The 26,845-nt window shown below is 65.6% G+C and carries 26 protein-coding genes; 12 read left to right on the top strand and 14 right to left on the bottom strand.

The window, feature by feature from the left end:
* Positions 1-48: 48 nt before the first annotated feature.
* The 3 genes from G3572_RS02875 to prfA form a co-directional block, all read right to left on the bottom strand.
* The gene (locus G3572_RS02875) at positions 49-927 is read right to left on the bottom strand and encodes a DUF4167 domain-containing protein (RefSeq protein WP_164609152.1); all 879 of its coding nucleotides are present in this window, start codon (positions 925-927) and stop codon (positions 49-51) included.
* Between the two features lie 235 nt (positions 928-1,162).
* The gene (gene prmC, locus G3572_RS02880; RefSeq protein ID WP_164609153.1) at positions 1,163-1,993 is read right to left on the bottom strand and encodes a peptide chain release factor N(5)-glutamine methyltransferase; all 831 of its coding nucleotides are present in this window, start codon (positions 1,991-1,993) and stop codon (positions 1,163-1,165) included.
* Positions 1,990-3,045, bottom strand: coding sequence for a peptide chain release factor 1 (gene prfA, locus G3572_RS02885; RefSeq protein WP_164609154.1), 1,056 nt, complete (start codon positions 3,043-3,045; stop codon positions 1,990-1,992). Before prfA ends, prmC begins: the two co-directional genes overlap by 4 nt.
* 214 nt (positions 3,046-3,259) lie before the next feature.
* Between prfA and G3572_RS02890 the strand changes: the two genes are divergently transcribed.
* Positions 3,260-4,408 (top strand): AI-2E family transporter, encoded by a 1,149-nt coding sequence (locus tag G3572_RS02890; protein WP_164609155.1) that lies wholly within the window; start codon positions 3,260-3,262, stop codon positions 4,406-4,408.
* Here the strand turns inward: G3572_RS02890 and G3572_RS02895 are convergent.
* From G3572_RS02895 to G3572_RS02910, 4 genes are all read right to left on the bottom strand, one after another.
* Positions 4,405-4,836 carry a DUF1499 domain-containing protein gene (locus tag G3572_RS02895; RefSeq protein WP_164609156.1) on the bottom strand — a complete coding sequence of 144 codons (432 nt, stop codon included), beginning with the start codon at positions 4,834-4,836 and terminating at the stop codon, positions 4,405-4,407. The two genes, G3572_RS02890 and G3572_RS02895, sit on opposite strands and share 4 nt — an antisense overlap.
* A 17-nt stretch (positions 4,837-4,853) precedes the next feature.
* A complete protein-coding gene (gene speB, locus G3572_RS02900) occupies positions 4,854-5,819 on the bottom strand; it encodes an agmatinase (RefSeq protein WP_164609928.1) in 966 nt (321 codons plus the stop codon).
* Between the two features lie 150 nt (positions 5,820-5,969).
* Positions 5,970-7,481 carry an adenine nucleotide alpha hydrolase family protein gene (locus G3572_RS02905; protein WP_164609157.1) on the bottom strand — a complete coding sequence of 504 codons (1,512 nt, stop codon included), beginning with the start codon at positions 7,479-7,481 and terminating at the stop codon, positions 5,970-5,972.
* A gap of 220 nt (positions 7,482-7,701) precedes the next feature.
* The gene (locus G3572_RS02910) at positions 7,702-8,865 is read right to left on the bottom strand and encodes an amidohydrolase (RefSeq protein WP_164609158.1); all 1,164 of its coding nucleotides are present in this window, start codon (positions 8,863-8,865) and stop codon (positions 7,702-7,704) included.
* A 57-nt stretch (positions 8,866-8,922) separates the two neighbouring features.
* Between G3572_RS02910 and mazG the strand changes: the two genes are divergently transcribed.
* Both mazG and G3572_RS02920 read left to right on the top strand, forming a co-directional pair.
* Positions 8,923-9,747, top strand: a complete 825-nt coding sequence (mazG, locus tag G3572_RS02915) for a nucleoside triphosphate pyrophosphohydrolase (protein WP_435530948.1) — start codon at positions 8,923-8,925, stop codon at positions 9,745-9,747.
* Between the two features lie 84 nt (positions 9,748-9,831).
* Positions 9,832-10,839 carry a Fe(3+) ABC transporter substrate-binding protein gene (locus G3572_RS02920; protein WP_164609159.1) on the top strand — a complete coding sequence of 336 codons (1,008 nt, stop codon included), beginning with the start codon at positions 9,832-9,834 and terminating at the stop codon, positions 10,837-10,839.
* Positions 10,840-10,888: 49 nt separating this feature from the next.
* Here G3572_RS02920 and G3572_RS02925 read toward each other — a convergent pair whose 3' ends face one another.
* Positions 10,889-11,923: a beta propeller repeat protein gene (locus G3572_RS02925; RefSeq protein ID WP_354003978.1), complete on the bottom strand. Its 1,035-nt coding sequence runs from the start codon at positions 11,921-11,923 to the stop codon at positions 10,889-10,891.
* A gap of 165 nt (positions 11,924-12,088) precedes the next feature.
* Between G3572_RS02925 and G3572_RS02930 the strand changes: the two genes are divergently transcribed.
* Positions 12,089-13,030, top strand: coding sequence for a nucleoside hydrolase (locus G3572_RS02930; protein ID WP_164609932.1), 942 nt, complete (start codon positions 12,089-12,091; stop codon positions 13,028-13,030).
* Here the strand turns inward: G3572_RS02930 and G3572_RS02935 are convergent, their stop codons facing one another.
* Complete coding sequence (locus G3572_RS02935; RefSeq protein WP_164609161.1) at positions 13,031-14,050, bottom strand: ATP-binding protein; 1,020 nt, start codon at positions 14,048-14,050, stop codon at positions 13,031-13,033.
* Positions 14,051-14,226: 176 nt separating this feature from the next.
* On the opposite strand from G3572_RS02935, the gene G3572_RS02940 reads away from it, so the two are divergent.
* Positions 14,227-14,589, top strand: coding sequence for a hypothetical protein (locus G3572_RS02940; protein ID WP_164609162.1), 363 nt, complete (start codon positions 14,227-14,229; stop codon positions 14,587-14,589).
* On the opposite strand, the gene G3572_RS02945 is transcribed toward G3572_RS02940, so the two are convergent.
* From G3572_RS02945 to G3572_RS02955, 3 genes are read right to left on the bottom strand one after another with little or no spacing between them, the layout of a single operon-like run.
* Positions 14,586-15,119 carry a gamma carbonic anhydrase family protein gene (locus tag G3572_RS02945; protein ID WP_164609163.1) on the bottom strand — a complete coding sequence of 178 codons (534 nt, stop codon included), beginning with the start codon at positions 15,117-15,119 and terminating at the stop codon, positions 14,586-14,588. The two genes, G3572_RS02940 and G3572_RS02945, sit on opposite strands and share 4 nt — an antisense overlap.
* Positions 15,116-15,751 carry a guanylate kinase gene (gmk, locus tag G3572_RS02950; RefSeq protein ID WP_164609164.1) on the bottom strand — a complete coding sequence of 212 codons (636 nt, stop codon included), beginning with the start codon at positions 15,749-15,751 and terminating at the stop codon, positions 15,116-15,118. Before gmk ends, G3572_RS02945 begins: the two co-directional genes overlap by 4 nt.
* A gap of 2 nt (positions 15,752-15,753) precedes the next feature.
* A complete protein-coding gene (locus tag G3572_RS02955) occupies positions 15,754-16,653 on the bottom strand; it encodes a YicC/YloC family endoribonuclease (RefSeq protein WP_164609165.1) in 900 nt (299 codons plus the stop codon).
* 211 nt (positions 16,654-16,864) lie between these two features.
* Between G3572_RS02955 and G3572_RS02960 the strand changes: the two genes are divergently transcribed.
* On the top strand, positions 16,865-17,485 hold the full coding sequence (locus tag G3572_RS02960) for a PAS domain-containing protein (protein ID WP_164609166.1): 621 nt from the start codon (positions 16,865-16,867) through the stop codon (positions 17,483-17,485).
* Positions 17,486-17,572: 87 nt separating this feature from the next.
* On the opposite strand, the gene G3572_RS02965 is transcribed toward G3572_RS02960, so the two are convergent.
* Entirely contained in the window at positions 17,573-18,943 is a 1,371-nt protein-coding gene (locus tag G3572_RS02965; RefSeq protein ID WP_164609167.1) for a class II 3-deoxy-7-phosphoheptulonate synthase, read from the bottom strand.
* Positions 18,944-19,168: 225 nt separating this feature from the next.
* Between G3572_RS02965 and G3572_RS02970 the strand changes: the two genes are divergently transcribed.
* On the top strand, positions 19,169-20,185 hold the full coding sequence (locus G3572_RS02970; RefSeq protein WP_164609168.1) for a GlxA family transcriptional regulator: 1,017 nt from the start codon (positions 19,169-19,171) through the stop codon (positions 20,183-20,185).
* A gap of 10 nt (positions 20,186-20,195) precedes the next feature.
* Here G3572_RS02970 and G3572_RS02975 read toward each other — a convergent pair whose 3' ends face one another.
* On the bottom strand, positions 20,196-21,440 hold the full coding sequence (locus G3572_RS02975; RefSeq protein ID WP_240335379.1) for a PQQ-dependent sugar dehydrogenase: 1,245 nt from the start codon (positions 21,438-21,440) through the stop codon (positions 20,196-20,198).
* A gap of 259 nt (positions 21,441-21,699) precedes the next feature.
* On the opposite strand from G3572_RS02975, the gene G3572_RS02980 reads away from it, so the two are divergent.
* From G3572_RS02980 to G3572_RS03000, 5 genes are all read left to right on the top strand, one after another.
* Positions 21,700-22,881, top strand: coding sequence for an ABC transporter substrate-binding protein (locus G3572_RS02980; RefSeq protein WP_164609169.1), 1,182 nt, complete (start codon positions 21,700-21,702; stop codon positions 22,879-22,881).
* Between the two features lie 116 nt (positions 22,882-22,997).
* Complete coding sequence (locus tag G3572_RS02985; protein WP_164609170.1) at positions 22,998-23,780, top strand: ABC transporter ATP-binding protein; 783 nt, start codon at positions 22,998-23,000, stop codon at positions 23,778-23,780.
* Positions 23,773-24,483, top strand: a complete 711-nt coding sequence (locus G3572_RS02990; RefSeq protein ID WP_164609171.1) for an ABC transporter ATP-binding protein — start codon at positions 23,773-23,775, stop codon at positions 24,481-24,483. The genes G3572_RS02985 and G3572_RS02990 overlap by 8 nt, the downstream gene beginning before the upstream one ends.
* A gap of 3 nt (positions 24,484-24,486) precedes the next feature.
* Positions 24,487-25,497 (top strand): branched-chain amino acid ABC transporter permease, encoded by a 1,011-nt coding sequence (locus G3572_RS02995; RefSeq protein ID WP_164609172.1) that lies wholly within the window; start codon positions 24,487-24,489, stop codon positions 25,495-25,497.
* A gap of 23 nt (positions 25,498-25,520) precedes the next feature.
* Positions 25,521-26,840, top strand: a complete 1,320-nt coding sequence (locus G3572_RS03000) for a branched-chain amino acid ABC transporter permease (protein WP_164609935.1) — start codon at positions 25,521-25,523, stop codon at positions 26,838-26,840.
* The last annotated feature ends 5 nt before the right edge of the window (positions 26,841-26,845 follow it).

Here is a 26,845-nt window from a genome sequence, read left to right on the forward strand (position 1 = left end):
CACCCGGGTGGCGGGCGCAGGATCTGGAACCGGCAGACGAGCCGCGGATTACTCCGCAGCTTCGCGCGGGCCCTTGTCGCCGGGCTTCTCGGCGCTGTCCTTGGGTTTGCGCGGGGCGCGGGGACGGCGGACCTTGGCCTCGGCCTCCGGCTTGGCCCCCGCCTCCTGCTTGACAGCGGCCTCCGGCTGCGCGCTCGCCTCGGCGGCGGGAGCTTGCGGGGCCTCGACGGGACGCTCTGCGGCGGCGCGGTCTGCCTGCGGGCGCTCGGCCCCGCGCGTCTCCGCCTCGGGGGCCTGTGCCCCGCCGTCCGCAGCGGCATTGGCGCGGTCATCGCCGCGCTCGGGGCCGCGCTCGTTCCGCGGCGGACGCGGACCGCGGTTGTTGCGGTTGTCCTCGCGGCTGCGGTTGCGATCCCCGTCGGAGCGGTCATTGCGGCGCGAGCGGTCTTCGCGGCGGCCCGCATCACCCGCAGGGCGTGCCTCGGGCGTTTCCACCAGACTGGTATCCTCGCCGCGCGGGTCCTCGATCACCCCGGCCTCGGGCTGCTCGCCATAGCCGGCCTCGGCCCCCCGGTCATCCCGCCACGGACGCTGATCCCGACCGTCGCGGCCGCCATTCTGCCCGCCGTTCTGGCCATTCTGGCCGAACTGCTGCTGGCGCGCCTCCTGCTCGGCCGCCATCTCGCGCTGCGCCTCGCTCAGCATGCGGGTGTAATGCTCGGCATGCTGCAGGAAATTCTCTGCCGCCACACGGTCATTCGACAACTGGGCATCGCGTGCGAGCAGCTGGTATTTCTCGATGATCTGCTGCGGCGTGCCGCGCACCTTGCCCTCCGGGCCAGAGCTTTCAAACACCCGGTTGATGATATTGCCGAGCGTGCGCGGGCGGTTCTGCTTGGAACGCGAACGGGACTTGGAAGAGCGCATCTTGTCCTTTGATCCGAATATCCGACTTGCCCGAATGAAAAGCACCAAGGTGGCGCGATCCCCGCAAAGGGGCAAAGAGGCAAGGTCGGGTTAAAGCGTGATCTGAACGGGGGCCGAAAAACCCGCCGCGCTGTGACAACGCCTGCTGACGAATAATCACGCAAAACACGGCGTGACAAGTCGATTCTGTGTCATATTACAAGGATCGGCGCTTCTGTGTTGTTTTTCGCGCGGCTCAGCAGGCCCGGGCCGCGACCACACGGTCACGCCCGTCCAGATCGGGCAGCACCCGTGCCTGCATCCCCGCCGCCGCCAAAAGCCCCGCCACCGCCGCACCCTGCGTCGGGCCGATTTCCAGCAGCACCCGCCCCCCCGGCGCCAGATGCGCCGCCACCCCCGCCGCGATCGCGCGATAGGCATCCAGCCCGTCGCCGCCGGGCGTCAGCGCCAGATGCGGCTCGTGCAGCCGCACCTCGGGCGACAGACCGGCCATCTCGTCGGCGGCAATATAGGGCGGGTTCGACACGATCAGATCGAACGTCCCCTCCACCGGCGCGAACCAGGACCCCGCGCGCAGATCGGCCCGCGCGGCCACCCCCAGCGCTGCGGCATTGCGCGCCGCCACCGCCAGCGCGGGCGCGGACAGGTCCACCCCCACCCCCTGCGCCTCCACCCGCTCGGCCAGCAGCGTCAGCAGGATCGCCCCCGATCCGGTGCCAAGGTCCAGCACGCGGGCAAACCCGCCGCGCAGCGCCTCGGCCACCAGCCCCTCGGTCTCGGGGCGCGGGTCCAGCACATCGGGCGTCACCGCAAACCAGCGGCCCCAGAACAGCCGCCCGCCCACCAGATGCGAGACAGGCTCGCGCGCCGCCCGCCGCCGGACGAGCGCTGCGAAGCGAGCGAGGACGCCCGCCTCCGCCTCCTCCGGCAGGTGCAGCATCAACCGCTCCGGCGCGATGCCCGCCGCATGGGCAAGCAGCCGCCGCGCATCGCCCGGCGCATCCGGCACCTCGGCCGCGCGCAGGCTCCGCACCGCGTCGACAAGCGCCTCTGCCAGCGTGGTCACAGCCCCGCCTCGGCCAGCTTCTGCGCCTGATCCTCCGATTGCAGCGCGTCGATGATCGTGTCCAGATCACCCGCCATGACCTGCGCCAGCGAATAGAGCGTCAGGTTGATCCGGTGATCGGTCATCCGCCCCTGCGGGAAATTATAGGTCCGTATCCGCTCGGACCTGTCACCCGACCCCACCTGCGCCTTGCGGTCGGCGGATCGTGCCGCATCGATCCGATCGCGCTCCAGCTCGAACAGCCGCGCGCGCAAGACCTGCATGGCAATCTCGCGGTTGCGGTGCTGCGACTTTTCCGAACTGGTCACGATGATGCCGGTCGGCAGATGGGTGATCCGCACCGCCGAATCCGTGGTGTTCACATGCTGCCCGCCCGCGCCCGAAGACCGCATCGTATCGATGCGGATGTCGCTGGCGGGAATCTCCAGATCCACTTCCTCGGCCTCGGGCAGCACCGCCACCGTGGCCGCGCTGGTGTGGATACGCCCCTGCGCCTCGGTTTCCGGCACCCGCTGCACGCGGTGGGTGCCGGCCTCGTATTTCAGGCGGGCAAACACGCCCTCGCCCTGCACATGCGCCGTCACCGATTTGATGCCGCCAAGGTCGGAAATCTGCTGCTCCAGCACCTCGAACCGCCAGCCCCGCGCTTCGGCATAGCGCTGGTACATCCGCAAGAGGTCACCGGCGAACAGCGCCGCCTCGTCGCCTCCGGTGCCGGGCCGGATTTCAAGGATGGCAGGCCGCGCATCCGCCGCATCCTTGGGCAGCAAGGCCAGCCGCAGCGCCTGTTCGATCTCGGGAATGCGCGCGCGCAGGCGGGGCAGTTCTTCCTCGGCCAGCGCCTTCATCTCGGGGTCTGCCAGCCAGCCCTCGGCCTCGGCCATGTCATCGAGCGCGCGGCGATAGGCGGCGATCTCGTCCACCACGGGTTTCAGCGCGGAATACTCGCGGCTCAGCGCCGCGATCTGCGCCGGAGACGCACCGGCATTCAGCTGCGCTTCGAGATACTCGAACCGCTGGGTGATCTGGGCAAGTCTGTCAAACGGAACCATGCGCGCGGTGTGGCGCGATTGCGCGGTCTGGTCAAGAGGCGCGCGTGCCCCTGCCCCCGTGCTCTCCCCGCACGCCGCCGCCCCGATGCCCGCGCATCCGCGAAAACGCCTGTAAAAATTGGCAGGCCGCGCGGGAACCGCTGCGGGCTGCCTTGCGTTTCATAGGCTGTCACCCGCCCATGCGCGCGCGGGTGTTTGGGGGAATACGCAACTCATGGCGCCGGTCAATTATCAAGCCCTGCACAAGTTCCCGTTTGACCGTGCAGAGCGCCCCCCGCGTCAGCCCCCCTCATGGCCGCTCGTCGGTCTGTTCATCCTTGCCACCGTCGCCGCCATCGCCCTCGCGCGCGATTTCTTGATGCCGATCACCTTCGCGGTGCTGCTGTTTTTCGTGTTCATTCCGGTGCGGCGGCGTCTGTCGCGGCTCGGCGTCCCCCCCGTGGTGACGGGCGCCGCCATCGTCTTCAGCCTCTTTTTCTCCATCATCGCCCTGTTCTGGACGGTGTCCGGTCCGGCGGGGCAACTGATCTCGGACATGCCCGAGATCCAGTCGGCGCTGACGGAAAAGCTGCAAAGCCTGCGCGGCACCTTCGAGACGATCGATACCGCGATGGCGCAGATGGAGGCCGACCCCGAAAGCGAGGAAGACTCCGTGACCCCCGGGCTCGATGTGGCCTCGGCCATCCTGAACGGGCTCTATACCACACCCGGCATCCTCGGGCAGGTGGCGCTGACGCTGTTCCTTCTGTTCTTCCTGATCGCCTCGGGCGACATGATGTATCTCAAGATCGTGCAAAGCTTCGACACCCTGCACGAAAAGCGCCGCGCCTATTCCGCCCTGCGCGAGATCGAGGAATCGCTCGGCAGCTATCTGGGGGCCATCGCGCTCATCAACGCCTGCCTCGGCGTCGCGATCGGGCTGGCGATGTGGGCGCTGGGGATGCCCTCGCCGCTGCTGTTCGGCCTTCTGGCCTTCTCGCTCAACTTCATCCCCTATCTCGGGGCGATCACGGGGGTCGGCATCGCCTTTCTGGTCGCCCTCGTCAGCTTTGACGATCTGGGCTGGCCGATCCTCGTGGCGTTCACCTACCTGACCATCACCACGCTCGAAGGGCAGGTCATCACCCCCTATTTCGTCGCCCGCCGCCTCCAGATGAACGCGGTCGTCGTCTTTCTCACCGTCGCGCTCTGGGCCTGGCTGTGGTCGGTGATCGGCATGATCATCGCAGTGCCGCTCCTCGTGGTGATCTCGGTCATTTCCGACCATGTGCCGGGGCTCGAGAAACTGGGCAATTTCCTCGCCGGAGACGATCCCGTCCCGCTGGCCGAGGATGACCCGCCAGAGCCTGCCGCGGCACCCTAGCGCCCCAGCGCCGCCAGCCAGCCCCGCAGCCGCCGCGCGTTCACGCCCATATCCTCGCGGCCAAAGCGCAGGCGCGAGAACACGTAAAGCCCGTCCCTGCGCACCTCGGCGGTGGTGATGTCGGGAAAGCCCCAGAAGGCCGAACGGCTGATCCATGTGATCCGCCCCGTCACATCCGACCCCGCCAGACGCATCGTGCGGGGCGTCGCCAGCGCCGCCGCGTCCAGCGCGATCAGCAGCCGCAGCGCCTCGTCCGGCTCTGCCGCCAGCCGCAGCGAGGCCCCGCCGGTCATCGGCACCACCTCGCCATAGGGCCCCCAGTCGGCGCGGGGCGCCACATGCCACTCCTCCGCCTCGATCGGGGTCAGCCGGATAAAGGCCATCAGCCCCAGCACCACAAGCACGCCCGCGCCAACCAGCCATTCCATCCTGCCCGAACCCCTTTTCACTTGCGGTATTTCGCCCAATGGTAGAGGCAAATCAGCTCATGCGCCACATGCGCGCCCGCAATCGCCGTGGCCCCCGTGCTGTCATAGGCGGGCGAGACTTCCACCACATCGCCCCCCACCATGTTGATCCCCGCCAGATCGCGCAGGCACGCCGCCGCCTGCCAGCTGTGCAGGCCGCCCCAGACCGGCGTTCCCGTCCCCGGTGCCACCGAAGGATCAAGGCAATCGATGTCGAAGGTCACATAACACGGCCGGTCGCCCACGATGGCCCGAGCCCGCGCCACCGCATGCGCCACGCCCCGCTCATGCACCGTGCGCGCGTCGATATACTCCACCCCCAGATAATCGTCGCAATGGGTGCGGATGCCGATCTGCACGCTCGCCTTCGGGTCGATCACCCCCGTCTTCACCCCCTTGTAGAAAAAGGTGCCGTGGTCGATCCGGTCCATGTCATCATCGGCCCACAGGTCCGAATGGGCGTCGAAATGGATCACCGCCATCGGCCCGAACTTCTCGGCATAGGCGCGCAGGATCGGCAGGGTGATGAAATGGTCGCCCCCCAGCGTCACCGTGCCCGCACCCGCCGCCAGAATCCCGCCGATATGCGCGGTCAGCAGCCCCGGAAAACTGGGCGTATGCGCATAGTCAAAGGCCAGATCGCCGTAATCGACGATCGCCATCTCCTCCAGCGGGCTGGTCGGCCAGCCATAGGGCGGATCAAAGGGCTGCAAGGCGCTCGCCTCGCGGATCGCACGCGGGCCAAAGCGCGCGCCGGTGCGATGCGTCACCGCCTGATCGAAGGGCACGCCGGTGATCGCCAGATCGACCCCGGCCAGATATTTGCTATAGGTCCGGCGCAGGAAACTCGTCGCGCCGGCAAAGGCGTTCTCGAACGCCAGCCCCGTCAACCCCTTGCGGGTAAAGGCGGTATCCACCTGCTTTTTCGCATCTTCCAAAGCCATGCCTGTCACTCCCGTCGGCAAAACGGTCGTCATTCTGTGCCTCGGAGACGCGCCAGATCCGGATGGGCCGAGATGGCCCGACCCGGTCGCGGCTGTCAACCCCGGCGCGGGGGGCGGCGCAGCCCCGAACGGCCGCGCCGACCGTCAGGCCTACCCCGGCGCGCCGCGCCGCGCCTCGGTGCCGCTGCGGCGGGGCGTCACCACCTCGCGGACATGATGCACACAGTCAAGCTTGCCCAGATCAGGCCCAAGCTCGAAATCGAAGGGAATGCCCTCCAGCACCGGATTGCTGCGCGCGATCAGGTCGAACACGCTGTAGCTCGCCTTGCGATAGGTCTCGTCAATCGCCATCGCATGGCCGATCTGCCGCCGCCCGTTGAAGGGCGACATGAAGAAATTCCCCGAACAGCCCGGAAAGCTGCACCCGATGGTCGAGCTGTAATAGATTTCCAGAAACATCAGATCGGTCGAATTGGCCTCTGCATAGGCCGGCAAGGCCCGCCGCCATGCCTCGTAGCGATCATGAAAGCGCTGGTGCACCGTTGCGTCGAACTCGTCGCGCGGCACGGGCAAAAGCCGTTTGATCTGCCAATGCGTGCGCCGCCGGGCCTTGCTGCCGATCTTGTCGGCCAGCACCGCGCGCAGAATATCGGTCTGATGGCCACGGAACACCACAACCCCGTCGGGCAGCAGGCGGTTCAGCCCGTTCGAAATCTCGCGCGGGGGGCGCATCGGAAAGCCGACCGCGCGCAGGAACGTGGCCTCGTCCTCCTGGGTGATCGCCTTGCTCACCTTATGCGCACGCCGGTCATGGGTTTCATGGGGAATCCCCACGCCTTCGGCCATGCGCTGCGCGATAGAGGCGTCGATCCGCCCCATGAAATTGCTGATATGGGTAAAGCTGCTTTCGATATAGCGCGCCGCAGGTCCGGCCATCGCCAGCAAAAGGCGGCTGTCCTGCCCGCCCGACAGCGCTATCCATGTGCGATGCGCCTTGGCCACCGCCGACATGACGGCCCGTGTCTGCGCCGTGATCGCATCATAGGTATGTTCCAGATCGCCGCCCACCAGCGCGATGCTGTCCGGCCTTGGCCAGAAACGGGTTTCGGTGAATGTCTCCAGCGACAGATAGCAGCTCGGGTTCAGCCGCCGCGCTGTCTTGTCGCGGGTGTCGAACAACGTATAGACCCCGCCGCGCTCGGCCACTGCCGAATGGTCATAATCGTCCCGATCCTCGACGGGGCGGTCAAGGCACAGCGCCAGCGATGCCGCAAGCCGCCGCGCCACAGGGTCATAAACCGCCCCGATCATCCCGCAGGGGTCGCAATAGAACCGCGTCTCGCGCCCGTCGGCCATCAGCACGCCAAACCGCCCGCTGATGCCTTCCACCCATTGCTCCACCGCATCCCAGCCCTTGGCGGGGTCGGGGGCGGTCTTTACCACGCCGGTCAGCAGCGCGCCGCGCTCTTCCACGGCGATGCCGAACAACAGGCCAAAAACCGATCCGTCCTTGCGCACCAGACGCGCCAGCGGCAAATCGCTGCCCAGTTCCAGCGTCCAGCCGCCCAGAAGCTGCCGCCGCGACGGCGGGGCAGTCGCGGGCTGCATCTTCTCGGACTGTCTGGAAATGCGGTATTGATAGCGGAACGCTTTGTCCTGCATGTCGGTTTTCCTGCCTGTTCATGTGTCATTTGACATCATTTTGCCCAAGACAAAGGTGCAGGCAGGTGCGGAGCCGGTCAAGAAAATTTGGGCCAAATGCGAGATACTGTGGCGAATTGGCCCGATTTCCGAAACAGTGCAAAGGTAAAGAAATTGTAAAGGCGGAACGCCAAGCCTTTGATACTGCTTGCGCTCCGCCCCTGTAACACAGTGGTGGCGCCTAGCCGGACGGCTGCGCCCTCTCCACCAGTCGGGCCAGAAAACTTGCCCCCACAGGGGCCGCCTCATCGTTGAAATCATAGGCCGGATGGTGCAGCCCCGCCCCCGGCCCGATCCCCATGAACAGATAGGCCCCCGGCCGGGCCTCCAGCATGTAGCTGAAATCCTCCGACCCCATCTCGCGGTTGGCCCGCGCATTCACCGCCGCCTCCCCCGAGATCTCTGCGGCGACGGCGGCGGCAAAATCGGCCTCCTCGGGGTGGTTCACCGTGGCCGGATAGCCCCAGTCATACTCCACCTCGGCCCGCACGTTGAAGGCCTGCGCGTGCCCCTCCACAATCTCCAGCACCCGCCGTTTCAACAGCGCCCGAACCTCCGGCTTGAAGGCCCGGATCGTCGCGCAAAACGTCGCCACCTCGGGGATGATGTTGGAGGCCGTCCCCGCATGGATCTGCGTGACCGAAATCACCGCCTCATCCATCGCATAGACGTTGCGCGGGATGATCGTCTGCACCGCCTGCACCATCGCCACCACCGCGACCACAGGGTCCACACATTCATGCGGCGTCGCCCCATGCCCGCCCTTGCCGGTCACCGTCACCCATGCCGTATCGACCGAGGCCATCAACGGCCCGGGCGTGGTCTGGAAATGCCCCAGGGGCACGTTGGGCGCGTTGTGGATGCCAAAGACGCGGGCGATGCCAAAGCGGTCCATCACCCCTTCCTCCACCATCACGCCGCCGCCGCCGCCCTCTTCCTCGGCCGGCTGGAACATTATCGCCACCCGCCCCGCAAAGTTCCGCGTCTCGGCCAGATACTTCGCCGCCCCGAGCGCCATCGTCACATGCCCGTCATGGCCGCAGGCATGCATCCGCCCCGGCACCACCGAGGCATGTTCGGCCCCAGTCATCTCTTCGATCGGCAGCGCATCCATGTCGGCGCGCAGGCCAATCGTCGGCCCCTCGCCCTGCCCGTTGATGATCGCCACCACGCCCGAGGTGGCAATCCCCTCGTGAATCTCGTCCACCCCCATCTCGCGCAAGCGCGCCACGATGAAGGCCGCCGTCTGGTGGCAGTCGAACTCAAGCTCCGGATTCGCATGCAGGTGCCGACGCCAGCCCTTCATTTCTTCGGCAAAAGCCGCGATACGGTTCAGGACGGGCATGGGTCTTCTCCTCTGGACTTCAGCCTTTGATCAAATCGGAAAACCAAGGTGCCTGCAATGCCCCCCATGCCCGATGACCGCGACCTCCTCCACGATCCGGACGGCGGGCTGCCCCGTCTGCGCGCCATCATGGCCCGCCTGCGCGATCCGTCCCTTGGCTGCCCGTGGGATCTGGAGCAGGATTTCGCCACCATCGCGCCCTATACCATCGAAGAGGCCTATGAGGTCGCCGACGCCATCGAGCGCAAGGCATGGGATGAGTTGCGCGGCGAGTTGGGGGATCTGCTGTTCCAGTCGGTGTTCCACGCGCAGATGGCCGAAGAAGCCGGCCATTTCGACCTCGATGATGTCATCCGCGCGATTTCCGACAAGATGATCGCGCGCCACCCGCATGTGTTCGGCACCGAGTCGCGCGAGAAATCCGCCGAACAGCAAAGCGCCGATTGGGAAGCGCTCAAAGCGCGTGAACGCGGTCCGGCCCGCGTGCTTGACGGGGTGGCGCTTGGCCTGCCTGCCCTGATGCGCGCGGTCAAACTGCAAAAGCGCGCCGCACGCGTGGGATTCGACTGGCCTTCGACCGATGAAGTCGTTGCCAAGATCACCGAAGAAGCGGCCGAACTCGTGGAAGCCCGCGACACAATGTCCAAGACCGAAGTCGAGGAAGAGTTTGGCGATTTGCTCTTTGTCATGGCCAATCTGGCGCGCCACCTTGATGTGGATCCCGAAGCAGCGCTGCGCGGGGCCAATGCCAAATTCACACGCCGTTTCAACAAGATAGAAAACTGGCTTGCAGAGACGGGACGCAATCCCGCCCAGTCCGACCTTGCGGAAATGGATGCGCTCTGGAACCGCGCCAAGGCCGAGGAAAAGGCCGCCAAATAGTTGCCAAGCATTTCACTCAACTATTGACCGAAGTAAAATTGTCAGGTTTAAGGGCGGCATAATTTCCGACCAAAGGACTCAACCATGTCGATCCGCCTGTCTCTCGCAGCCCTTGCCCTGACCTCGGTGGCCCTGCCCGCCATGGCACAAGAGATCAACATCTACTCGCACCGTCAGCCGGAACTGATCCAGCCGATCATTGACGCCTTCACGGCGGAAACCGGCATCGCAGTGAACATAGCCTTTGTCGACAAGGGCATGGCCGAGCGTCTGACGGCCGAGGGCGACCGCTCGCCCGCCGATCTGGTGCTGACCGTCGACATCGCCCGCCTGACCCAAGTGGTCGATGCAGGCGTGACGCAGCCGGTCGAGTCCGAGGTGCTGACCGCCAACATCCCCGCCGAGCTGCGCGACGAGGCGAACCAGTGGTTTGGCGTCACCACCCGCGCCCGCATCGTCTATGCCTCCAAGGACCGCGTGGCACCGGGCGAAGTCACCACCTACGAAGACCTTGCCGACCCCAAGTGGAAAGGCCGCATCTGCATCCGTTCCGGCACCAATGATTACAACGTCGCGCTGACCGCCGCCGTCATCGCCCACCACGGCGAGGAAGCTGCAAAACAGTGGCTGGAGGGCGTGAAAGCCAACCTCGCCCGCAAACCCGATGGCGGCGACCGCGATCAGGTCAAGGCGATTGCGGCAGGCGAATGCGACATCGCCGTCGGCAACACCTATTACATCGGCCAGATGCTGGCAGACCCCGAGCAGCGCGCAGCTGCCGAAGCCGTCAACATCGTTTTCCCGACCTTCACCGATGGCGGCACCCATGTGAACGTCTCGGGCGTGGCGCTGACCAAGGCGGCCCCGAACAAGGAAAACGCCATCAAGTTCATGGAATGGCTGACGGGCGATGCCGCCCAGAAGATCTATGCCGAAACCAACTACGAATTCCCGGTCAAGGCTGGCGTCGCCAAGTCGGAACTGGTGGCAAGCTGGGGTGAATTCACCGGCGACAGCAAGCCGCTGACCGAAGTCGCCAAGCTGCGCCCCGCCGCGCTGAAGTTGATCGAAGAAGTGAACTTCGACGGCTAAGACTTTGATCCAACTAACAAAAGGCCCCGGATTTTCTGGGGCCTTTTTGCTACGGCGTCACCACCTCGACGCAAAGAACGGTGGGCAGATGCCGCGCAATTTCGACCCAGCTGTCGCCTTCATCCCTGCTCGCAAAGACCGAGCCGGAATTGGTGCCGAAATACACCCCTGCGTCACGCGCATCCACCGCCATGCCCTGCCGCAAAACGGTGAAAAAGCAATGCTTTGCCGGCAGTCCTTCACCCGTTTTCTCCCAGCTTTCCCCGCCATCGCGTGACCGCCACACCGCCGCGCGCGCATCGGGCGGAAAGCGCCCCTCGCTGTCGCCGTTCAGCGGGAAGGTCCAGACGGTGCCCGCATCGCGCGGATGCGCGGCAATCGGGAAGCCGAAGGTCGAGGGAAGCCCCTCTGTCACCTCTTCCCAGGACAGCGCGCCATCGCGGCTGCGATAGACGCCCTGATGGTTCTGCATGTAGATCAACCCCGGCGCGGCCCCCCACATCATGTTGTGGACACAGTGAAAAATCTCGCCTTCGGCCCGGATTTCCTCGCCATCCCAATGGCGGGGCAGATCGCCTGCAGGGCCGGGGCGGTTGCTGCGGCGGTTGCGCGCCTCCCATGTCACCCCGCCATCGGGCGAATGGAACACGCCCGCCGCCGAGATACCCACCCAGATGCCGCCATGCCCGTCGGTCAGGATGGTGTGCAAGGTCAGCCCCGCCGCGCCCGGTTGCCACTGATCGGCCCCCGGCACCGCATTCAGGCCCGGCAATTTGGCCCATGTCGCGCCATTATCATGCGATTGATACAAGGCCGCAGGCTTGGTGCCGGCGAGCAGCCTGTCGCCATCGCGCGCCAGCGACCAGACCGATTGCACACCATCCTCGAACCCCGCGCTCGACAGGGTCCACTCGCCTGCTTCGCGCCGCCAGACGCCTGCCGGATACCAGCCGCCGCCCCCCGCCGCCCAAAGCCTCTCTCCGTGACCCAAGGCATGGTTGATCCCCATGCCGCCGCAAAGTGGCCCTTCAACCCGCCACTCTTCGGCGCCGTGAATGACGAAAAGCCCCTTGTTCGTCCCCACCAACAAATCCGGATGTGCCACCTGCGGTCCCCACCGATTGCCAACACCGACTGCCACCACGGGCTGAGACTATCATCACACAGGTCGCCGAGTCATTTTTTTATCATCTGGACAAGTTATGCGGCGGCGGGTTGAGTGCCGCGCAAACAGGAGCGTTCCTTTATGCTGAAGCCGCGCAAAATTATCATCGACACTGACCCGGGCCAGGATGATGCCGTGGCCATCCTGCTCGCCTTGGGCAGCCCGGAAGATATCGAGGTGCTGGGCATCACCGCCGTTGCGGGCAACGTGCCTCTGGCGCTGACGCAGCGCAACGCCCGCATCGTCTGCGAGCTTGCGGGCCGCCGCGACATTCCGGTGTTTGCGGGCTGCGACCGGCCGATGCAGCGCCCGCTGGTCACTGCCGAGCATGTGCATGGCAAGACCGGCCTTGACGGGCCGCAACTGGCAGACCCGACCATGCCGCTGCAAGACATGCACGCGGTCGATTTCATCATCGACACCCTGCGCCGCGAGCCGCCCAACACGGTCACGCTCTGCCCGCTCGGCCCGCTGACCAATATCGCGACCGCCCTGCAGCGCGCGCCCGACATCATCCCGCGCATTCAGGAAATCGTCTTGATGGGCGGCGCCTATTTCGAGGTAGGAAACATCACCCCCGCAGCGGAGTTCAACATTTACGTTGACCCGCAAGCGGCTGATATGGTTTTCAAATCCGGCATCCCGCTGGTGGTGATGCCGCTGGATGTCACCCACAAGGCCCTTGCAACCGCGCCCCGCATCGAGGCGTTCCGCGCCCTTGGCACCGAGCCCGGGCGCATGGTGGCGGAATGGACCGACTTCTTCGAACGCTTCGACAAGCAGAAATATGGCAGCGCCGGCGCGCCCCTGCATGACCCTTGCGTGATCGCCTATCTGCTGCGCCCCGCGCTTTTCGAGGGGCGGCACATCAATGTCGAGATCGAGACCACCTCGGAACTGACGCTTGGCATGACGGTGGCCGACTGGTGGCGCGTCACCAAACGCCCCGCGAACGCGCTGTTCATCGGCGCGCTTGATGCGGGCGCGTTCTTTGACCTGCTGACCGAGCGCATCGCGCGGCTCTGATCACGCGGCGGGCAGGATCACGCTGAAGGTGCTGCCCGCGCCGCGCACGCTCTCTATCTTCAGACGCCCCCGATGGCGCTGCACGATGTGTTTGACAATCGCCAGCCCGAGCCCCGTGCCGCCGCTCTCGCGCGAGCGGTGGCCGTCCACCCGGTAGAACCGTTCCGTCAGGCGCGGCAAGTGCTGCGGGTCGATCCCCTCGCCGCGGTCCACCACATCCACCCGCAAGGCGGCGGATTTGGGCAGGGCATCGGCGGTCAGCCGTACCTGCACCTCGCCACCCGCGCCGCCATATTTTACCGCATTCTCCATCAGGTTCTGGAACACCTGCACCAGCTGGTCGGCATCTCCCGGCACCTTGGTGGTCAGGCCCTCGGCCAGTTCCAGCCGCACCGTCACGCCCGCCGCATCCGACACCGGCCGCAAGGTCGCCTTGGTCGCGCGCAGGATATCCGCAAGATCAACCTCTGTGGTCGGGCGCACGCGTTCCTCGGCCTCCACGCGGCTCAGGTGCAAGAGATCGCGGATCAGCCGGTTCATCCGTCCCGCCTCGCGCTCCATGATGGTCAGGAACCGCTCGCGCGCCGCAGGGTCATCCTTGGCCGCGCCCTTCAGCGTCTCGATGAAACCGCTCAGCGCTGTGAGGGGGGAGCGCAACTCGTGGCTGACATTGGCAACAAAGTCGCGCCGCATCTGGCCCATCTGCTCGACCTCCGACAGATCTTCCAGCACGCAGAGCACCCCGGCAGGCTCGGGCAGCGGCGTCACCGTGACGCGGTGGATCACATCCTGCGACGGCCCCGGCACCACCTGCCGCGCCACCCCCGCCAGACCATCACGCAGCGCGCGGCCCAAGACGGCCTGCACCTCGGGATGGCGCAGCGCAATCGCATGATGCCGCCCCAGCATTGCCGCACCGAACAGCTCTGTCGCGGCGGGGTTCATCGCGCGAATCCGCTCATCCTCACCCACAATCAGCGCGGGCAATGGAACCCCGTTCAAAACCGCGGTCTCGATCATTTTATGCTCTCAATTTTCGTGCACAATCCTGCCAGTAACGGATTTCCGCTGCAAACGCGAGACACAGACTTGAACTGCGACAATTCTTGGCTAAACCTCCACTTGCGTATTTTTACCGTAGCGTCACTTGTCTCTGCCACCCTTCCCAAGTCATTTTACTGCGCAGGAGCGCCAGTTTGACCCCGCGGCTTACTTCGCCAGACATGTCGCCTGACACGCGTGCAAACGGCACGGGGCCATTTGTCTCAATCGCTCTGCCTGCGGCTCTGGTGGCAGAGCTTGCCGGAGCGCGTCCGGTCTGGAAACTCACCCACGACGATATTCCCGGTGCCAATCTGGCACAACTCAAAGATGCCGTGGTCGCCTGCCTGTTGATGGGCGGCAAAACCGATGCGCTGGATGTTCTGGCCGCGCTGACGGCTGCCGGATATGCGGGGGCCGTGCTGGTCATTGCCCCGCCGATGCCCAATCCGCGCATGATCGAACGCGAACTCGCGCGCGCCGCAAAAACAATGAAGGTCACACTTCTGGTGCGTTAGCGCGCGTCCGGCTCCAAAAGGCGCAATCCGGCGCGAAACCGCACCGCATTGGCGCGATACCCTTCGGCAGACCGCAAGAGCCGCGCCTGCGCCTCGGCGTCAAGCGTGCGTACGATGCGGCCCGGGCTGCCCATCACCAGCGAAAAATCGGGAATCTCCTTGCCTTCGGTGATCAGCGCCCCGGCCCCGATCAGGCATCCGCGCCCGATCTTCGCGCCGTTCAGCACCGTCGCCCCCATGCCGATCAGCGACCCCTCGCCAATCGTGCAGCCATGCAGCATCGCCTTGTGGCCAATGGTGCAATGCGCGCCGATCTGGAGCGGATAGCCCATATCGGTGTGCAGCACGCAGTTTTCCTGCACATTCGTCCCTTGCCCGACGTGGATCACCTCATTGTCGCCGCGCAACGTCGCCCCGAACCAGACCGAGCTTTCGGCCTCCAGCACAATCCGCCCGATCACATTGGCATCGGGGGCAACCCATGCCGTCGGGTCGATCACGGGAAGAACATCACCAAGCGCATAGATCATCTTTGTTCGAACTCCCGGTTCAGGCCGCGCACGAAATCGGTCAGCGCGGGCTGGCGGTCACGGCGCATGCGCTCTGCTTCAAGAATGGTCTGCAACTGCTTGAAAGACCGGTCGATATCGTCATTCACCAGCACATAGTCATATTCCGCCCAATGGCTGATCTCGTCACGGCTTTTCGCCATGCGGCCCGCGATCACCTCTTCGCTGTCCTGCGCGCGGCCCCGCAGGCGGCGATCCAGTTCGGCAATGCTGGGCGGCAGCACGAAGACCGACACCACATCACGCCCGAGCGCCGAGTTGCGAATCTGCTGGCCGCCCTGCCAGTCGATATCGAACAGCGTATCACGCCCTTCGGCCATCGCCGCCTCGACTGGACCGCGCGGGCTGCCATACAGGTTGCCGAACACCTCGGCATGTTCCAGCATCTGCTGGTCGGCGATCATCGCCTCGAACTGGGCGCGGCTGCGGAAATAATACTCGCGCCCGTCCTCTTCTCCGGGGCGCGGCGCCCGCGTCGTGGCCGAGACCGAAAAGCGGATCGTCGGGTCCCAGCCCATCAGCCTCCGCGCCAGGGTCGATTTGCCTGCACCCGAAGGCGAGGACAGGATAAGCAAAAGACCGCGCCGCTGCATCGTCACTCCACGTTCTGAACCTGTTCCCGCATCTGGTCTATCACGGTTTTCAGGTCAAGCCCGATCCGGGTCAGCGCGAGGGCCTGCGCCTTGGAACACAAGGTATTGGCCTCGCGCATGAATTCCTGCATCAGGAAATCGAACTTGCGCCCCACCGGCCCTGCCTCTGCCAGCAGCGCGCGCGCCGCCGCCACATGGGCGCCCAGCCGGTCAAGCTCTTCCGTCACGTCCTGTTTGACTGCCAAGAGCGCCAGTTCCTGCGCCAAACGGCCAGCATCGACGCCCTCGGCATGGTCCAGCACACGCGCAAGCGCCTCGCGCAATGTGGCCGCCGCCGTGTCACGCCGCGCCTCCGCCTCGGCCTGCGCGGCCGCGGTCAGCGCGGCGATCTGGTCAAGCTGCGCGGCAATCACCCCCTGCATCGCCGCACCTTCCGCCGCCCGCATCGCCGCGAAATCGGCAAGCAGCGCGGGCAGATCGGCCAGCAGGGCGGCGCGCAGCGCCGATGTGTCTTCATCCGCCGCGCCCGTCTCCAGAACCCCGCGCATCGCCAGCACATCGGCTGCCGTCGCCTGCGCCAGCGTCACCCCGGCCTTCATCGCCGCATCCTCCACCCGCTGCAAGGCCGCCAGCACCGCATCCAGCACCGGCACCTTGACCAGCAGCGCCGCCTCGGCCTCTCCGCCCTGCTCGCGGCTCACCTTCAGCGACAGGCTGACATTCCCGCGCGACAGCGCCTTTTGCAGCTCGGCCCGCACCGCAAGCTCCAGCCCGTCGATCCAGTCCGGCAGGCGCAGCCGCAGGTCCAGCCCTTTGCCATTCACCGACCGGATGTCCCAGGCCCAGACATAGCCTGCGCCCTGCCCCTTGCGGGCGGCAAATCCGGTCATCGAGACGGTCATGTCATGCTCCTTGCTGCGGCAGCGTTTACCACTTGTTAAGAATGCCGACCTGTCGCGGCATCCTTTGGTGTAGCGTATCCGCATACAAAAGGATGTGAGTCGGCACGGCATCCGCCGGCCCGCTGTCACTGGCCCGCGTTTTGCAGGCGGCATACCACGGTCGCAAAGCGGTGGGCAACCTTCGGGTCGGACTGCGCAAAGGAGAGCAGATATGGCATTCGGATGGAATGGACGCAGTTCCGGCGGATCAGACCGGATCGATCAGGGCCTCATCGCCGAGGTCCGCGCCTATTGGGAGGCCCTGCGCGAGGGCGACATGCTGCCCCGCCGCGAAAGGGTCGACCCGCGCGGCATCGCCGGCGCGCTCGAAAGCAGCTTCCTGATCGAACGCATCGCCCCCGGCATCGCACGCTTCCGGATCGCGGGCATGCTCTATAACGATCTGATGGGCATGGACATTCGCGGCATGCCCATCTCTTGCCTTTTCCTGTCCGACGCACGCGAGCCGTTGCAGCGCGACCTTGAACGGGTGTTCGGCACCCCCGCCATCGTCACGCTCGACCTGCTGGCCGAGCGCAGCCTTGGCCGCGCCCCCCTGCACGGAAGAATGCAAATCCTGCCCATGCTGGGCCGTGACGATGACAGCACGCTCGCCATCGGCTGCCTCGAACTGGCCGGAGAGATCGGCCGCGCCCCGCGCCGCTTCTCGATCACCGGCGCGCAGATCGAACAGATCATCCCGCAGCGCGCCGCCGCGGCCCTGCCTGTCCCTGCCGCGCCCCCGCCGCGCGCGCAGCCGGGCGTGCCGCATCTGCGCCTCGTCAAATCCTGACAAGGGCACAGCCACCGCATGACAAAAGGGCGGCGCATCCCCGCGCCGCCCCTTGAGTTTTCGCAAAAAATTCGTGCCCGCCCCGCCTTACAGCGCGACGCGGTGGCCTTCCTGCCGCGCGGCCAGCAGTTCCTCGGCGACTAGAAACGCCAGTTCGAGCGACTGGCTGGCGTTGAGGCGCGGATCGCAAGCGGTGTGATAGCGGTCCGACAGGTCTTCATCCGTCACCGCACGCAGGCCGCCCGTGCATTCGGTCACGTCCTTGCCCGTCATCTCGAAATGCACGCCACCCGGAATGGTGCCTTCCGCCTTGTGGACGGCAAAGAACTCGCGCACCTCGGACAGAACCGCGTTGAAGGGCCGCGTCTTGTAACCCGAGGGCGACTTGATGGTGTTGCCGTGCATCGGATCGCAAGACCAGACCACATTCGCCCCCTCTTCCTTCACCGCCTTGACCAGACGCGGCAGATGTTCGGCCACCTTTCCTGCGCCAAAGCGCGCGATCAGCGTCAGGCGGCCCGCCTCGTTGGCAGGGTTCAGCTTGGCCATCAGCACCTTCAGGTCCTCGGCGGTGGTGGTCGGTCCGCATTTCAACCCGATGGGGTTGAGCACACCGCGGCAGAATTCCACATGCGCACCATCCGGCTGGCGCGTGCGGTCACCGATCCAGATCATATGGCCCGATCCGGCCACATTCTGCCCCGAAATGCTGTCGACGCGGCACAGCGCCTCTTCATATTCCAGCAGCAGCGCCTCGTGGCTGGTGTAGAAATCCACCCGCGCCAGTTCCTGCGCGGTGTCCGAATTCACCCCGGCCGCGTTCATGAAATCCAGCGCATCCGAAATGCGGTTCGACAATTCGCGGTAACGCTCGGCCTTGTCATGCTCGGCAAAGCCCAGCGTCCAGCTGTGCACGCGGTGGATATCGGCAAAACCGCCGGTGCTGAAGGCGCGCAGCAGGTTCAGGCTGGCCGCCGCCTGTGTATAGGCCTGCAGCATCCGCGCCGGATCAGGCTGGCGCGCCTCGGGGGTCGCGTCAAAGCCGTTGATGATGTCACCGCGATAGCTGGGGTATTCCACCCCGCCGATCACTTCGGTCGGCGCAGAGCGCGGCTTGGCGAATTGCCCCGCCATCCGGCCCACCTTGATGACCGGAACCTTGGCGCCATAGGTCAGCACCACCGCCATCTGCAACATCACGCGGAAGGTGTCACGGATATTGTCCGCGCTGAATTCGGCAAAGCTTTCGGCGCAATCGCCGCCCTGCAGCAGGAACGCCTTGCCTTCCGAGGCAAGCGCCAGCTGCTTTTTCAGCCGCCGCGCCTCGCCAGCAAAGACCAGCGGCGGATATTTCGCAAGCTGCGCCTCGACGGCGGTCAGCGCGGCACTATCCAAATAATCAGGCATCTGCACCCGAGGTTTCGTGCGCCAGTCTGATTTCTGCCAGCCTTTGGTCATGGCTCTCTCCCTCCCATTCCGGGGTCGTTAGCGGTATCGCGCCGTTGTATACGGTCTGACGCCGCAATTGCAAAGGCCCAAACGCCCTGCGGCGCAAGGCGGCAAGGCCCATCGCGGCCCCGTCTCAAACCCGTCTCAAACCCGCGTCAGACCCGCAACAGACCCCTTGCGAAACAGCCGATTTCCTGTCTGATAGCGCCATATCCGACATATACAGGTCGCAAGATGTCCTCGCCCGTTGCCCGCGCCACGAAATCCGATCCCGGCCCTGCGCAAAAGCGCTTTGTCTTCGTGCTGCTGGACAAGTTCACGATGATGTCCTTCTCGGGGGCCATCGAACCCCTGCGGCTTGCCAATTACGTCGCAGGCAAGACGCTTTACACGTGGATTCTGGCTGGCGAAGGCGGGCTCGAGGCGACCTGCTCCAACGGCGCCACCTTCAAGCTCGACATCGGTCTGGAAGATGTCGACCGCGACGACACCATCCTCGTATGCGGCGGCATCGACGTGCAGCGCGCCACCACCAAGGCCGTGGTCAACTGGCTCCGGCGCGAGGCGCGGCGCGGCAATGTGATCGGCGGCATGTGCACCGGGGCCTATGCACTGGCGAAGGCGGGGCTGCTCGATGGCAAGCGCGCGACAATCCACTGGGAAAACCAGGACGGGTTCTTGGAGGAATTCGAGCATGTCAAGCTGACCAAATCGGTTTTCGTGATGGACGGAAACCGCCTCAGCACCGCGGGCGGCATCTCCTCCATCGATCTGGTGCTCAAGATCATCGCCGCCGATCATGGTCAGGATCTCGCCAATACCGTGGCCGACCTGCTGATCTATTCGAGCATCCGCACCGATCAGGACACGCAGCGCCTGTCGATCCCCACCCGCATCGGCGTGCGCCACCCCAAGCTGTCACAGGTCATCCAGATGATGGAGGCCAATATCGAAGACCCGCTCTCGCCCGCCGATCTGGCGGATCAGGTGGAAATGTCGACCCGCCAGCTGGAGCGGCTGTTCCGCCGCTATCTCAACCGCAGCCCCAAGCGCTATTACATGGAACTGCGGCTCGGCAAGGCGCGCAACCTGCTGATGCAGACGGATATGAGCGTGATCAACGTGGCGCTGGCCTGCGGTTTTGCCAGCCCGTCGCATTTCTCCAAATGCTACCGCAGCCATTACAACACCACGCCCTACCGCGAGCGCGGCTCTCAGGCGCCCAGCCAACCCGGACGCCTGTCGATCTGACGTTCGCGCCTCAGCCCGCTTCGGCGGGGGCAAGGCGGAAGATCGCGCCCTCCAGCACCGACAGGAACCAGATCGAGCCGTCGGGGGCCTCGCGCACATCGCGCACGCGTCCGGTTTCCTCGGCCTCGATCCGCTCTTCCTCGAATCCGGTCGGTGCAGCCGTCTCCATATCCAGACGTGACAGGAAGCTCTGGTTGAGCGATCCGGTAAACACATCTCCCGCCCATTCCGGCACCAGCGCGCCCGAATAGACGATCATCCCCGAAGGCGCGATCGACGGGTCCCAGTAATGCGCGGGCTGCTCCATGCCTTCTGCCGCCTGCCCCTCGCCGATGGTGTCGCCGTTGTAATTCACGCCATAGCTGATGACAGGCCAGCCATAATTCGCGCCCTCGCGCACCCAGTTCAGCTCGTCGCCGCCCTGCGCGCCATGTTCCACCAGCCAGAGCGTGCCATCCGGCCCGAGGGCCGCGCCCTGCGCATTGCGGTGTCCGATGGAATAGACTCCTCGCCGCCAGTTCTCCTGCGCCGTGGCCGTCGCCCCCTCGCGCGTCAGATGAATCACGCTGCCCTCCACCGTTTCAGGGTCCTGCGCCTGCATCCCGTCCGGCCCCGTGCCCCGGTCACCCGTGGTGACAAACACGCTGCCATCCTGCGCCTCGACAATCCGGCTGCCGAAATGCCGCCCCCCCGGCAGACCCTCGCCGACATAGAGCATCTCGAACCCTTCGAGCGCGCTGCCATCCTCGGAAAGCCGCCCCTTGCCGACCGCCGTGGCAGCGCCGCCATCCACGGCCGCGGCATAAGACAGCCAGACCTCGCGCGATTGCTCGAAATCGCGCGGGACCATCACATCAAGCAAACCGCCCTGCCCCTCGGCATAGACCTCGGGCACGCCGGTGATGTCCACCCGCTCGCCGCCGCGCAACAGCAGCAGCCGCCCCTCCCGCTCGGTCACAAGGATGCCGCCGTCGGGCAAAAGACCGATGGCCCAAGGCTCCTCGAACCCGTCCGCGATGCGGCTGATCTCCATCGGTCCCGCCGATGTCTCGATCGTCGTTGCCGCCGCGCCTTCGCCCGTGCCTTGGCCCCAGGCCATACCCGCCATCAGCGCCAGACCGGAGGCAAGCGCAAGAAGCTGCGCCCCGGCCCCGAAACGCACGGGCACCATCGCGGCGGCTGCGGCAAAGCGGCGCGGGCGTTCCGGAGCGGCATGGAGGGGGGCAAAATGGCGGGGGGCGTTCGAACGGGTCATCACATCTCCTGAAATCTGGTGGTGATCGCGGGTGTCCCCCATCAACTTGGGCCTCCGCCGCAAGGTTCCAGCCCCCTCGCGGCACCGTGAGCGGGCGTGAGCGCGAACTCCGCCCCCCGCCGCCCGCATCCAGCCCGCGACACGGCACAGGTTGACGCAACGTCAACCGCTAAAAATCACGGCGACAATGCGCTTTTCTTTTGCCACACCCGCAACTAACCTCTGGCGCAGGATAACGATCCGACATGGGAGACATTCAATGAAAAAACTGCTTCTTGCCACCGCCGCTTCCGCGCTTGTTGCCGGGGCTGCTTCGGCTGAAGATATCAAGATGGGCATCATCCTCGGCTTCACCGGCCCGCTGGAATCCATCACCCCGAACATGGCAACCGGCGCCGAACTCGCCATCAGCGAAGTGAACGGCTCGGGCAAGTTCGCGCTTGGCAACGTCGTTCCGGTCCGCGCCGACTCGACCTGCATCGACGCAGCCGCTGCCACCGCCGCGGCTGACCGTCTGGTCACCGCCGAAGGCATCAAGGCCATCATGGGCGCAGACTGCTCGGGCGTGACCGGCGCCATCCTGCAAAACGTGGCACGCACCAATGGCGTTGCCATGATCTCGCCCTCGGCCACCTCGCCTGCGCTCTCGACCGCAGAAGATGACGGCCTGTTCTTCCGCACCGCCCCGTCCGATGCGCGTCAGGGCGTCGTGATGACCGAAATCCTGATGGACAAGGGCATCAAGACCGTCGCGCTGACCTACACCAACAACGACTATGGCAAGGGCCTTGCCGACAGCTTCGCCGAAGCCTTCACGGCAGCAGGCGGCACCGTCACCATCAACGCCCCGCACGAAGACGACAAGGCCGACTATTCGGCAGAAGTCGCCTCGCTCGCCTCGGCTGGCGGTGAAGTGCTGGTCGTCGCGGGCTACACCGACAAGGGCGGCAAGTCGATCATCCAGGCCTCGCTCGATTCGGGTGCCTTCGACACCTTCGTGCTGCCCGACGGCATGGTCGGCCAGAAACTGGTGGATGACATCGGCGCAGGCCTGAACGGCTCGTTCGGCCAGTATCCGGGCACCGACAGCCAGGGCGCGGAACTGTTCCAGGGCCTCGCAACCGCTGCCGGCTTCGATGGCACCTCGGCCTTCGCACCCGAATCCTATGACGCCGCCGCGCTGATCATGCTGGCGATGGCCGCTGCCGGGTCGACCGACTCGAAAGAATGGTCCACCAAGGTGATGGATCTGGCCAACGCCCCGGGCGAGCCGATCCTGCCGGGTGAACTGGGCAAGGCGCTGGAACTGATCGCCGCAGGCACCGACATCGACTATGTCGGCGCAACGGCTGTCGAACTCATCGGGCCGGGCGAAAGCGCGGGCAACTACCGCGAGATCGAGATCAAGGACGGCAAGATCGAAACCGTCCGGTTCCGTTGATCGCGGCCTGACATGAACCAAGCACGGCCCGGAGAGCGCTCCGGGCCGTTGCCATAAGACAAAGCCTTCGCGCCCGAAAAATCCGGACCCAGCGACGGAAGGCACAGGGGATAAGAATGATCCAGGTCGAAAACCTTCACCGCCATTTTGGCGGTTTTCGCGCGGTTGACGGCGCGTCTCTCTCGATAGAGACGGGTTCCATCACCGGGCTGATCGGGCCGAATGGCGCGGGCAAGACCACCTTGTTCAACGTGGTGGCCGGACGCCTGAAACCGACCAGCGGCACCGTGCGCATGGCGGGCGAGGACATCACCGGCCTGCCGCCGCACGAACTCTTCCACAAGGGGCTGCTGCGCACCTTCCAGATCGCGCATGAATTCGGCTCGATGTCCTGCGTAGAGAACCTGATGATGGTGCCGGGCGCGCAGATGGGCGAGACGCTGTGGAACGCATGGTTCCGGCGCGGCGCGGTGCGGGCCGAGGAAGAGCGCCTGCGCGAAAAGGCGCATGATGTGCTGAAATTCCTGACGATCGACCATCTGGCCGACCAGAAGGCCAGCCAGATCTCGGGCGGGCAGAAAAAGCTCTTGGAACTGGGGCGCACGATGATGGTCGATGCGCGGATCGTGTTTCTCGACGAGGTGGGCGCGGGCGTGAACCGCACCCTTCTGAACACCATCGGCGATGCCATCGTGCGGCTCAATCAGGAACGCGGCTACACCTTCTGCGTGATCGAGCATGACATGGATTTCATCGGCCGCCTGTGCAACCCGGTGATCTGCATGGCCGAAGGCAAGGTGCTGGCGCAAGGCACCGTGGATGAGGTCAAGAACGACGAACGGGTGATCGAGGCCTATCTGGGCACCGGCCTGAAGAACAAGGTGGTGGCACATGGCTGAACCATTTCTGATCGGGGATGCGATGACCGGCGGCTACGGCGGGGCCGACATCCTGCACGGCTGCACCATCGCTGTGGAACCGGGCGAGATCGCCGTCATCGTCGGCCCCAACGGCGCGGGCAAATCGACCGCCATGAAGGCGGTCTTCGGCATGCTCAAGCTGCGCGGCGGCGCGGTCCGGCTCAAGGGTGAGGATATCACCACCCTGACGCCGCAGGCCCGCGTGGCCAAGGGCATGGCCTTCGTGCCGCAGACCAGCAACATCTTCACCTCGATGACCGTCGAGGAGAACCTCGAAATGGGTGCCTTCCTGCGCCGCGACGACATCAGGGGCACGATGGAACAGGTCTACGGCCTTTTCCCCATCCTCAAGGAAAAGCGCCTGCAACCCGCCGGAGAGCTTTCGGGCGGCCAACGCCAGCAGGTCGCCGTGGGCCGCGCGCTGATGACCCAGCCTTCGGTCCTCATGCTCGACGAGCCGACCGCAGGCGTCAGCCCCATCGTGATGGACGAACTCTTCGACCGCATCATCGAGGTGGCGCGCTCGGGCATCTCCATCCTGATGGTGGAACAGAACGCCCGTCAGGCGCTGGAGATCGCCGACAAGGGCTATGTTCTGGTGCAGGGCGCCAACCGCTTCACCGGCACCGGACAGGCCCTTCTGGCCGACCCGGACGTGCGCAAATCCTTCCTCGGGGGCTGATCCATGGATATCCTGAACGCCCTCGTGGCCTTTCTCAACTTCGTCTTCATCCCCGGTCTGGCCTACGGCGCGCAACTGGCGCTCGGCGCGCTCGGGGCCACGCTGATCTATTCCATCCTGCGCTTTTCCAACTTCGCGCATGGTGACACGATGGCGATCGGCACCGTTTTCGTGATCCTGCTGACATGGGGCCTGCAATCCGTGGGCGTCAGCTTCGGCCCGCTGCCGACCGCCCTTCTGGCGCTGCCCTTCGGCATCGTGCTCACCGCGATCCTGTTGCTGGCCACCGACCGCGCCGTCTACCGCTACTACCGCCGCGTCAAGGCCGCGCCCGTCATCCTCGTGATGGCCTCGCTGGGCGTCATGTTCATCCTGAACGGCATCACCCGCTTCATCATCGGCACCAGTGACATCAGCTTCACCGATGGCGAGCGCTTCATCCTGACCGCAGGTGATTTCCGGGCCGCCACCGGCCTCGCCGAGGGGCTTGCCATCCGCACCACCCAAGGCGTCACCGTCGTGGTGGCGCTGATCGCGGTGGGCCTCCTGTTCTGGTTCCTGCAAAAGACCCGCACCGGCAAATCCATGCGCGCCTTTTCCGACAACGAGGATCTGGCGCTCCTGTCCGGCATCAACCCCGACCGCGTGGTCACCGTGACCTGGATCGTTGCGGCAGCCCTCGCCACCACCGCAGGCACGCTCTACGGCCTCGACAAGGGCTTCAGCCCCTTCACCTATTTCCAACTGCTGCTGCCCATCTTCGCCGCCGCCATCGTCGGCGGCCTCGGCAGCCCCATCGGCGCCATCGCGGGCGGCTTTGTCATCGCCTTCTCCGAGGTGATGGTCACCTACGCGTGGAAAAAGGTCGTGACCTACCTGCTGCCCGACTCCCTCGCGCCCGAAGGGCTCGTGCAACTGATGTCGACCGATTACAAATTCGCGGTCAGCTTCGTCATACTGATCATCGTGCTGCTGGTGATGCCCACCGGCCTGTTCAAAGGAAAATCGATATGAGCGGCGCACCAGCCACCCCTTCGATGACCGCCGCCGCCCCCGCGCAAGGGCCGGCCCGCGCCCTCTTGCTGGCCGCATTCGTCGCCATGCTCTTCATCGGCACCGGCCTGTTCCAGAGCTGGACGCTGGCGCTCCTGATCGTCAACATGGCGCTGGTGTCCTCGATCATGGCGCTGGGGGTCAACATCCAGTGGGGCTATGCGGGGCTGTTCTCGGTGGGCACCATGGGCTTTGTCGCCCTTGGCGGCCTCTCGGTCGTCCTCGTCTCCTCTGCCCCCGCGCCGGGCGGCTGGGCCGCAGGTGGGCCCGGCATCCTCCTCGGCCTGATGATGGGGGCGGCGACCATCGCCGCCGCCGTGATGGCGGCCGCGAAACTGCCCAAGGGCCGCATCCGCACCCTTGGCGTCGCCGCGATCCTGATCGTCGGCTTCCTGATCTTCCGCGGCATCTTCGACCCCGCCGTGCAGGCGGTCGAGGCGAACAACCCCGCCGCCCACGGCAACCTCGGCGGCCTCGGCCTGCCCGTGCTGCTGGCCTGGCCGGTCGGTGGCCTGCTCGCCGCCGCCGCCGCATGGGCCATCGGCAAGACCGCGCTCGGCCTGCGCTCCGACTACCTCGCCATCGCCACGCTCGGCATCGCCGAGATCATCCTCGCCGTCCTCAAGAACGAGGACTGGCTGGCGCGCGGCGTCAAGAACGTCATCTCCCTGCCGCGCCCCGTGCCCTACGAGGTCGACCTGCAACGCAGCCAGGCCTTCCTGAACTGGGCAAGCTCGTGGGGGTTCGACCCGATCACCGCCTCCTCCATCGTGGTGCGGCTGATGTATACCGGCCTCTTTGCCATCGTGCTCCTCGCGCTGATCTGGCTGTCGCAAGCCGCCCTGCACAGCCCCTGGGGCCGCATGATGCGCGCGATCCGCGACAATGAAGTCTCGGCCGAGGCGATGGGCAAGGACGTGACCCGCCGCCACCTGCAGGTCTTCATCCTCGGCAGCGCGGTGATCGGGATTGCAGGCGCGATGATGACCACGCTCGACGGCCAGCTCACCCCCGGCTCCTACTCGCCGCTGCGCTTCACCTTCCTGATCTGGGTGATGGTCATCGTGGGCGGGTCGGGCAACAACTGGGGCTCGGTCCTCGGCGGCTTCCTGATCTGGTGGCTCTGGGTGATGGTGGAACCGATCGGCAACTGGGCGATGACGGTGATCACCACCGGCATGGCCGATGGCTGGCTCAAGGGCCATCTCATCAACTCCGCCGCCCATATGCGCCTGCTCACGATGGGGATCATCCTGCTTCTGGTGCTGCGCTTTGCCCCCAAGGGCCTGCTGCCCGAAAGATAACAGCC

This window comes from Pseudotabrizicola algicola (genome assembly GCF_010915705.1).
Classification (GTDB): Bacteria; Pseudomonadota; Alphaproteobacteria; order Rhodobacterales; family Rhodobacteraceae; genus Pseudotabrizicola; species Pseudotabrizicola algicola.